A 6,255-nucleotide genomic window follows, 5' to 3' on the forward strand; every position below is an offset into this window, starting at 1 on the left:
AAAGATAAATGTTGAATAAATGATTAATAGAAATCTATCTTTCATTAATGATACGAGATCAAACAAATAAAAGGGATTATCGTTAAGTTTATAGTTGTGATTTATCGTTTATAAAAGTTACAAACTAATTTCTATGGTACAGACACGGATGAGCCCAATTTTTCATAAGGATACAGTAAAGAAATATTGGGAGGTGGGTTCATGTCCACAATTTTAGCGTCGATCACGTATTTTGTAAAAGAGCTCGTATTTTTTGTTTCTTTTGTGAAAAATAACGCCTTTCCACAACCATTAAATAAAGAAGATGAAAAAAAATACTTAAGGAGAATGCAGCAAGGGGATGAAGAAGCTAGAAACTTATTAATTGAACATAATCTTCGGTTAGTCGCACATATTGTCAAAAAATTTGAAAATACTCGAGAGGATACAGAAGATTTAATTTCCATTGGAACGATAGGGTTAATTAAAGCGATTGAAAGCTATTCCGAGGATAAAGGAACGAAATTGGCAACATACGCAGCCAGATGTATAGAAAACGAAATACTTATGCACTTACGGGCGCTAAAGAAGGTAAAGAAAGATGTATCCTTACATGATCCGATTGGAACAGATAAGGAGGGGAATGAAATCACCCTCATCGATGTTCTTCAGGAGGATGCGGATGATATTGTCGATATTATCCAAACAAAGATGGAAAAAAGTCAAATTTATACGTATATTCATGTGTTAGATGACCGTGAAAAAGAAGTGATTATCGGGCGGTTTGGGTTAAATCTAGAGGAAGAACGAACACAACGAGAAATTGCCAAGGAGCTTGGTATATCAAGAAGTTATGTTTCAAGAATAGAGAAGAGAGCATTAATGAAGCTGTTTCATGAATTTTATAAAAGTAGTAAAGGAAAGTCTTAAATAGTCAAATGGATTGAAGAGTGATTTAAGAGCACAAACCATAAAGTAGTTTGTGCTCTTAAATCTAATAGTATTTACTTGTACATGTTGTTTTTCTCTTCTAAAAAATAGCCTTATCTTCTTGATTTAATTCTGCTAAACCGTCAATATGGCGAGCATACAATAATTGTTTATATTGTAGTATGGAAGATATGGGTTCTGCAGTTTGACCGTTACATTTAGGGTTTAGTATATAAGGAAGTGAAAAAGCGAACTAGAATATAATTTGCATATTAAGTGCGAAATTTCTAGATTGATATAAGAAAACTAGCCCTCACGATTGTGGGGGCTAAATTAGCATGTTTCCTTGTTACTATATTAAGAAAGGAGTGAACACGATTAATTCACGTCCTCCTCTCTAAATTACCAACAGAAAAACCCTTTGCTATAACCAGCCTCCAACTGAACGACCATATCCAGGGCCTCCATATCCCGGAGCACCGAAACCTGGACCTGCCATCGCTCCTGCTACAGGGGTCGGTGGTCCGGGCGGCTGATAAAATTGTCGGCTAATTACCTGCTGTTGTTGAGATACTGTGTGTGGAAAGCTATGAACATGGTTAAACACTTGTCTATTTAAGACAGTTGTATGCCTAGGATGAATTTCAGGCACGATATATTCCTGTGTATGCGGAATCACATCATGCTGAGTTGGGTGAACAATTGCAGGAAGTACTCGTGCATGATGTTTTCTTGGTGGTGGACAAAACATAAATAATATCCCTCCTTAAAAATTAGAATCAATATTACGTTATGTTCTAGTTCAGAATGTGTATAGTTGAATCAACTAGCGCAAAGAAATAAATTTATTTCACATCTATTCCTTTTAGGGATATAAAGATAGTTAAAAAGAAAGAAGGGGGAAACATGCTAGCGACGTTTTCCCCGATTACCGCTATCATATGACCTTATGATACGAACGGGCTGTTAAGTTGAATATGGTACAATTTAATAAATTTGAATTATTTTAAGGAGACTTTAGTGTTTTGAATGCGAAATGTATTAAATTCTATGAATTCGGTAGTCCTAAAGATGTGTTGAAAATTGATTATAAAACCATTGAACCGGCAAAAGGTAATGAAGTTCTTGTGCGAATGTTGGCACGACCTATCAATCCTTCTGATTTAATTCCAATAAGAGGAGCGTATTCACATCGAATTTCTTTACCTAATATTCCTGGTTATGAAGGAGTTGGGATTGTAGAGGATGTAGGTTCTTCAGTTTCAATTAATCTTATTGGTAAACGGGTTTTACCTTTGCGTGGAGAAGGTACATGGCAAGAGTTTGTTAAGACAACAGCAGAATTTGCCGTTCCAATACCTGACTCTATTAATGACTTTACTGCATCACAATTGTACATCAATCCCGTTACAGCATGGGTGGTTTGTACGGAAGTTTTAAAATTAAGACCAAATGATGTTTTACTAGTTAATGCCTGTGGTTCTTCTATTGGGCATATTTTTGCTCAATTATCAAAGATTTTAGGTTTTCAATTGATTGCAGTGATTAGAAATAATAAGTATACAGAGGAATTACTTCATCTCGGTGCGTCTAATGTAATAGATACCTCCATAAGTCAACTAAATGAAAGCGTTATGGAATTAACAAATGGAATGGGTGCAGATGCTGCGGTTGATTCTATTGGAGGTTCGGAAGGTAATGAATTAGCTTTTAGTGTTCGCCCTAATGGACATTTTTTAACAATCGGTCTTTTATCAGGGGTACAAGTAAATTGGACAGATATTGTAAACCTGGCAAAAGTGAATGCGAATATGTTTCATTTGCAAAATTGGAACAAAAATGTTTCCACAAATAAATGGCAAGAAACCTTTATTCGCTTGATAAGGCTATTAGAGGAGAAGAAATTACGTTTTAAGAAGGTAGATTCTAAGTACGATTTACTAGATATAAAAACAGCTATTGATGTTGTTGAATCGTCCAAACAGAACAAAGGGAAAGTGTTTTTAACAAGCAACTGAGTTCACTCTAAAGAGGCGATTTACTCGAAGAAAAAATCTGCTCCCTACGGAACAGATTTTTATAGTTATAAAAAGATTAGTAATGTCCCAAAAGCTAAGGCTAAAAGGAATACTTGCCAGATTTTCCATTTAAATTTAAATAATAGACCAAGCATGATAATTGCGATAACAATACTTCCCCAATCTAGAAAGACTTCTAAAGATAGCCGTATTAGGAAACTAGAGATAAGACCAACAACAGCTGCACTAACTCCTGCTAAGTATAATTTTAGCTTCTCATTCTCTCTAATTTTATCGAAATAAGGAGCACCTAACAACACTACTAAAAAGGCAGGCAAAAAGATAAAAAAGGTTGCTAATGTAGCTCCCCAGAAACCATAGGCCGCAAATCCAACGAATGCTGCAACCATAATTAATGGACCAGGTGTTAATTCATTAATAGCCAAACCATCAATATATTGTTCAGTTGTTAGCCAACCATAATTATCAACAGCTTCAAATTGTAACAACGCTAGAACCGTATATGCTCCACCAAAGCTAAGAGTGCCAATTTTTAAGAATAATAGAGAAAGGCTAGCTGGTATCGAAGTGGTTCCTACTGAGGCAATTGCTAATATTGGAAGACTGTCAAGACTGAATGCTTTATTGTTAAATGAGCGAACAAGTATCATATATACTAAACCCATTGCCAGTAGTAAAAGGATTAAGTCAATTTGAGTAATAAAGGTTAAAGTTAACATGAAAAGAGTAATAAAGATTTTCTTTCCATCTTGTAATACCCCAAACTTGTTTGCGATTCGATAAAGACTAAATAAAACAATCGCTACCATCGCTGGTTTCACACCATATAATAATCCTTGTGCAATATCCGAAGTAGCTGCATATTGAAAGTAAGCCCAAGTTAAAATGGTAATTAAGACGAAGTTAGGCAACATAAATCCCAGTCCTGCTAAAAAACCACCTAGAAACCCTCGTTGTCTATATCCAACATACATACAAAGTTCGGCTGCTTCTGGTCCTGGTAACATGCCGCATACAGCAAAGGCATCGCGAAATCGTTCATTATCGATCCATTTTTTCTTTTCTACCGCGTGTTCATGTATGACTTGTATTTGTGCAGTAGGACCACCCCATCCCTGTAATCCAATAAGGATATAGGTCCAAAAAATGCTCCATAAACTAGGTTTCTCCACTTTTATTCTCTCCCATTATAAATGATTATTTCTTGCTATCATTGCGTATAAAGCTTCATAAATAATAAATCCTTTTTCTAAAGCCACATAATCATCCTTGCTACTTACGCTAATTCCATCACAAATAAAATCAAGACCTGGTGCAACAGGCTCTAAAAAAACTTCTTGTACCGTATCTGCCTCATTGACAATTTGTGCCATTTTTATTAGGGCGGTATCTTCTAAGTTATAATCTTCTATTAAAGAATAAAATGAACATCGTCCATTTCTGTGAGAAAATTCTGCCCCTGGAATATCGAATCCCCTTGCACCATTAGGAATTTCTAGTTCGCCTTCAGGGATAAATGCAAATTCAGCTTCTTGATCAATATACTTTTTAATTAACCAACAACAAGCCATACGGTCGACTCCAATGTTCTCCCATGTAACCCACTTCATTTTAACTCACTCCTTTGTTGTATGATTTTTTCGCGTACTTTTAGTTCCAAAGGGGATTGGAAATAATCAATTCTTTTTATCCTCTGGTATTTTTTTGACACAGAAATCAAATCAATGTTTTCTCCATCGAGTTGTTTTAGAAGTTCTCTATAACTTTCATTAATTTGTTCAATAAATAACTGACTTACTTCTTTTTCAGACAATCCAAAGAGGGGGTGTGATTCCCACATCGTTGCTTCTCCACCTAAATCCTTTATTTCAACAGTTAACCATTGAAATTGTTCATATGTATAAGTATTTTTAGGCAAAAGCCATACAGCATCATGTAAATGTACAGACCCTAAGCTTTTTAATTTCCTCCAGACTTTCACTCTCGGAGAACTAGGCTTTCTAGGCATTTTATAAGTGAGGTGTAGCCAACTAATCAATATTCCACCTCCTATTAATGTAACCGCGGTTACATTATACTTTAATTTTAGTAACATTTATAGAGGGGATTTACATGTCTTATTCAAGTAAGGGGGGACAAAATGTTGAGCACACTTTCCAATTAGGTTGTTTTTTGCAGAGGCTGTGGACGGACATTTAAAAGTTCTCCTACCCGCAACTATTAGTGAATTTGAGAGGGGCTATCCTTATGTGAGCAAAGCTAAGAGAATCTCAGAATAATATAAATTCATTTATTTCATTATATGTTATTATATTCCTTGAATCCGTAAAATATAGTAGAATATATTAAGTCAAAAAACAAGGGTGATTTAGAATGGAAATTAGAAATAAAGTAGTACTAATAACAGGTGGTGGAACTGGTATTGGAAGAGCAACAGCTTTGAAATTAGCAGGAAAAGGCGCAAAAGTTGTCATTAATTATAGTCGTTCTGAAAAAGAAGCCTTCGAAGTTGTAAATGAAATTAAACAACAAGGAGGAATGGCAATAGCCTATAAAGCAAATGTAGCGATAGAAAAAGAAGTAAATGATTTAGTATCTTATATTGTTACAACTTTCGGGAACGTTGATGCTTTAATAAACAATGCAAGTATTACTGTTCAAATAGCTCTGGATGATTTAGATGCCGTAACGGATGAAGTATGGGATTCCCTTTTCGAGGTAAATGTGAAAGGGATGTTTCACTGTGTAAAAGCAGTTGTCCCTTATATGAAGAAGCAACAGTCTGGTGTGATTGTTAATATTGGCAGTGTGGCAGGCATGACCGGAATAGGTTCGTCTATTCCATATGCAGCAACAAAATCAGCCATTCATACTATGACAAGGTCATTAGCTATTGCATTAGCGCCCCATATAAGAGTTAATAGTATATCTCCTGGTGCAGTTGATACAAGATGGTGGTCTGGAAATGAAGAAAAGATGTATCAACTTGCGGGAAACTTACCGCTTAAGAGAATTTCAACACCAGAGGATATTGCAGATTCTATCTTGTTTCAATTGACCCAAGAATCTGTAACCGGTCAAGTTTTTACAATAGATAATGGTCAAACACTTTAGAAATGCCCTAGAATTTCTCATTAAAAAAGACAAGGAATGTGTCTGACATCAATATGTCGTACACATTCCTTGTTTAGCTCTTTTATTACAAGCCTTTACTAGCGATATAAGCTGTTAAGTCGACTACACGGTTAGAATAACCCCACTCATTGTCGTACCAAGAAACGACTTTTATCATGTTGTCACCAATAAC

Annotated in this window: 7 protein-coding genes and 1 pseudogene; 3 read left to right on the forward strand and 5 right to left on the reverse strand. The window is 35.4% G+C overall.

Annotation, left to right across the window (positions count from 1 at the left end; translation table 11 throughout):
• Positions 1–201 precede the first annotated feature (201 nt).
• Positions 202–909 carry an RNA polymerase sporulation sigma factor SigK gene (sigK, locus tag JCM9152_RS17085; protein WP_035346554.1) on the forward strand — a complete coding sequence of 236 codons (708 nt, stop codon included), beginning with the start codon at positions 202–204 and terminating at the stop codon, positions 907–909.
• Positions 910–1,333: 424 nt separating this feature from the next.
• On the opposite strand, the gene JCM9152_RS17090 is transcribed toward sigK, so the two are convergent.
• Positions 1,334–1,660 (reverse strand): spore coat protein, encoded by a 327-nt coding sequence (locus tag JCM9152_RS17090; protein WP_035346555.1) that lies wholly within the window; start codon positions 1,658–1,660, stop codon positions 1,334–1,336.
• 274 nt (positions 1,661–1,934) lie between these two features.
• On the opposite strand from JCM9152_RS17090, the gene JCM9152_RS17095 reads away from it, so the two are divergent.
• Positions 1,935–2,927, forward strand: coding sequence for a zinc-dependent alcohol dehydrogenase family protein (locus tag JCM9152_RS17095; RefSeq protein ID WP_035346556.1), 993 nt, complete (start codon positions 1,935–1,937; stop codon positions 2,925–2,927).
• A gap of 65 nt (positions 2,928–2,992) precedes the next feature.
• Here the strand turns inward: JCM9152_RS17095 and chrA are convergent, their stop codons facing one another.
• From chrA to JCM9152_RS17110, 3 genes are read right to left on the reverse strand one after another with little or no spacing between them, the layout of a single operon-like run.
• Positions 2,993–4,120 carry a chromate efflux transporter gene (gene chrA / locus JCM9152_RS17100; RefSeq protein ID WP_035346557.1) on the reverse strand — a complete coding sequence of 376 codons (1,128 nt, stop codon included), beginning with the start codon at positions 4,118–4,120 and terminating at the stop codon, positions 2,993–2,995.
• 15 nt (positions 4,121–4,135) lie between these two features.
• Positions 4,136–4,558, reverse strand: coding sequence for a chromate resistance protein ChrB domain-containing protein (locus tag JCM9152_RS17105; RefSeq protein WP_035346558.1), 423 nt, complete (start codon positions 4,556–4,558; stop codon positions 4,136–4,138).
• Entirely contained in the window at positions 4,555–4,986 is a 432-nt protein-coding gene (locus JCM9152_RS17110) for a Chromate resistance protein ChrB (protein WP_052016088.1), read from the reverse strand. Before JCM9152_RS17110 ends, JCM9152_RS17105 begins: the two co-directional genes overlap by 4 nt.
• Before the next feature lie 335 nt (positions 4,987–5,321).
• On the opposite strand from JCM9152_RS17110, the gene JCM9152_RS17115 reads away from it, so the two are divergent.
• Entirely contained in the window at positions 5,322–6,062 is a 741-nt protein-coding gene (locus tag JCM9152_RS17115; RefSeq protein ID WP_035346559.1) for an SDR family NAD(P)-dependent oxidoreductase, read from the forward strand.
• Positions 6,063–6,147: 85 nt separating this feature from the next.
• Here JCM9152_RS17115 and JCM9152_RS22045 read toward each other — a convergent pair.
• Positions 6,148–6,255, reverse strand: a pseudogene (locus tag JCM9152_RS22045) (type I glyceraldehyde-3-phosphate dehydrogenase); the annotation flags it as partial.

This window comes from Halalkalibacter hemicellulosilyticusJCM 9152, assembly GCF_000513115.1.
GTDB lineage: Bacteria > Bacillota > Bacilli > Bacillales > Bacillaceae_D > Halalkalibacter > Halalkalibacter hemicellulosilyticus.

Coding starts and splice junctions, on each gene's coding strand:
- sigK (WP_035346554.1), top strand. CDS start 202: ATGTCCACAATTTTAGCGTCGATCACGTATTTTGTAAAAGAGCTCGTA.
- JCM9152_RS17090 (WP_035346555.1), bottom strand. CDS start 1,660: ATGTTTTGTCCACCACCAAGAAAACATCATGCACGAGTACTTCCTGCA.
- JCM9152_RS17105 (WP_035346558.1), bottom strand. CDS start 4,558: ATGAAGTGGGTTACATGGGAGAACATTGGAGTCGACCGTATGGCTTGT.
- JCM9152_RS17115 (WP_035346559.1), top strand. CDS start 5,322: ATGGAAATTAGAAATAAAGTAGTACTAATAACAGGTGGTGGAACTGGT.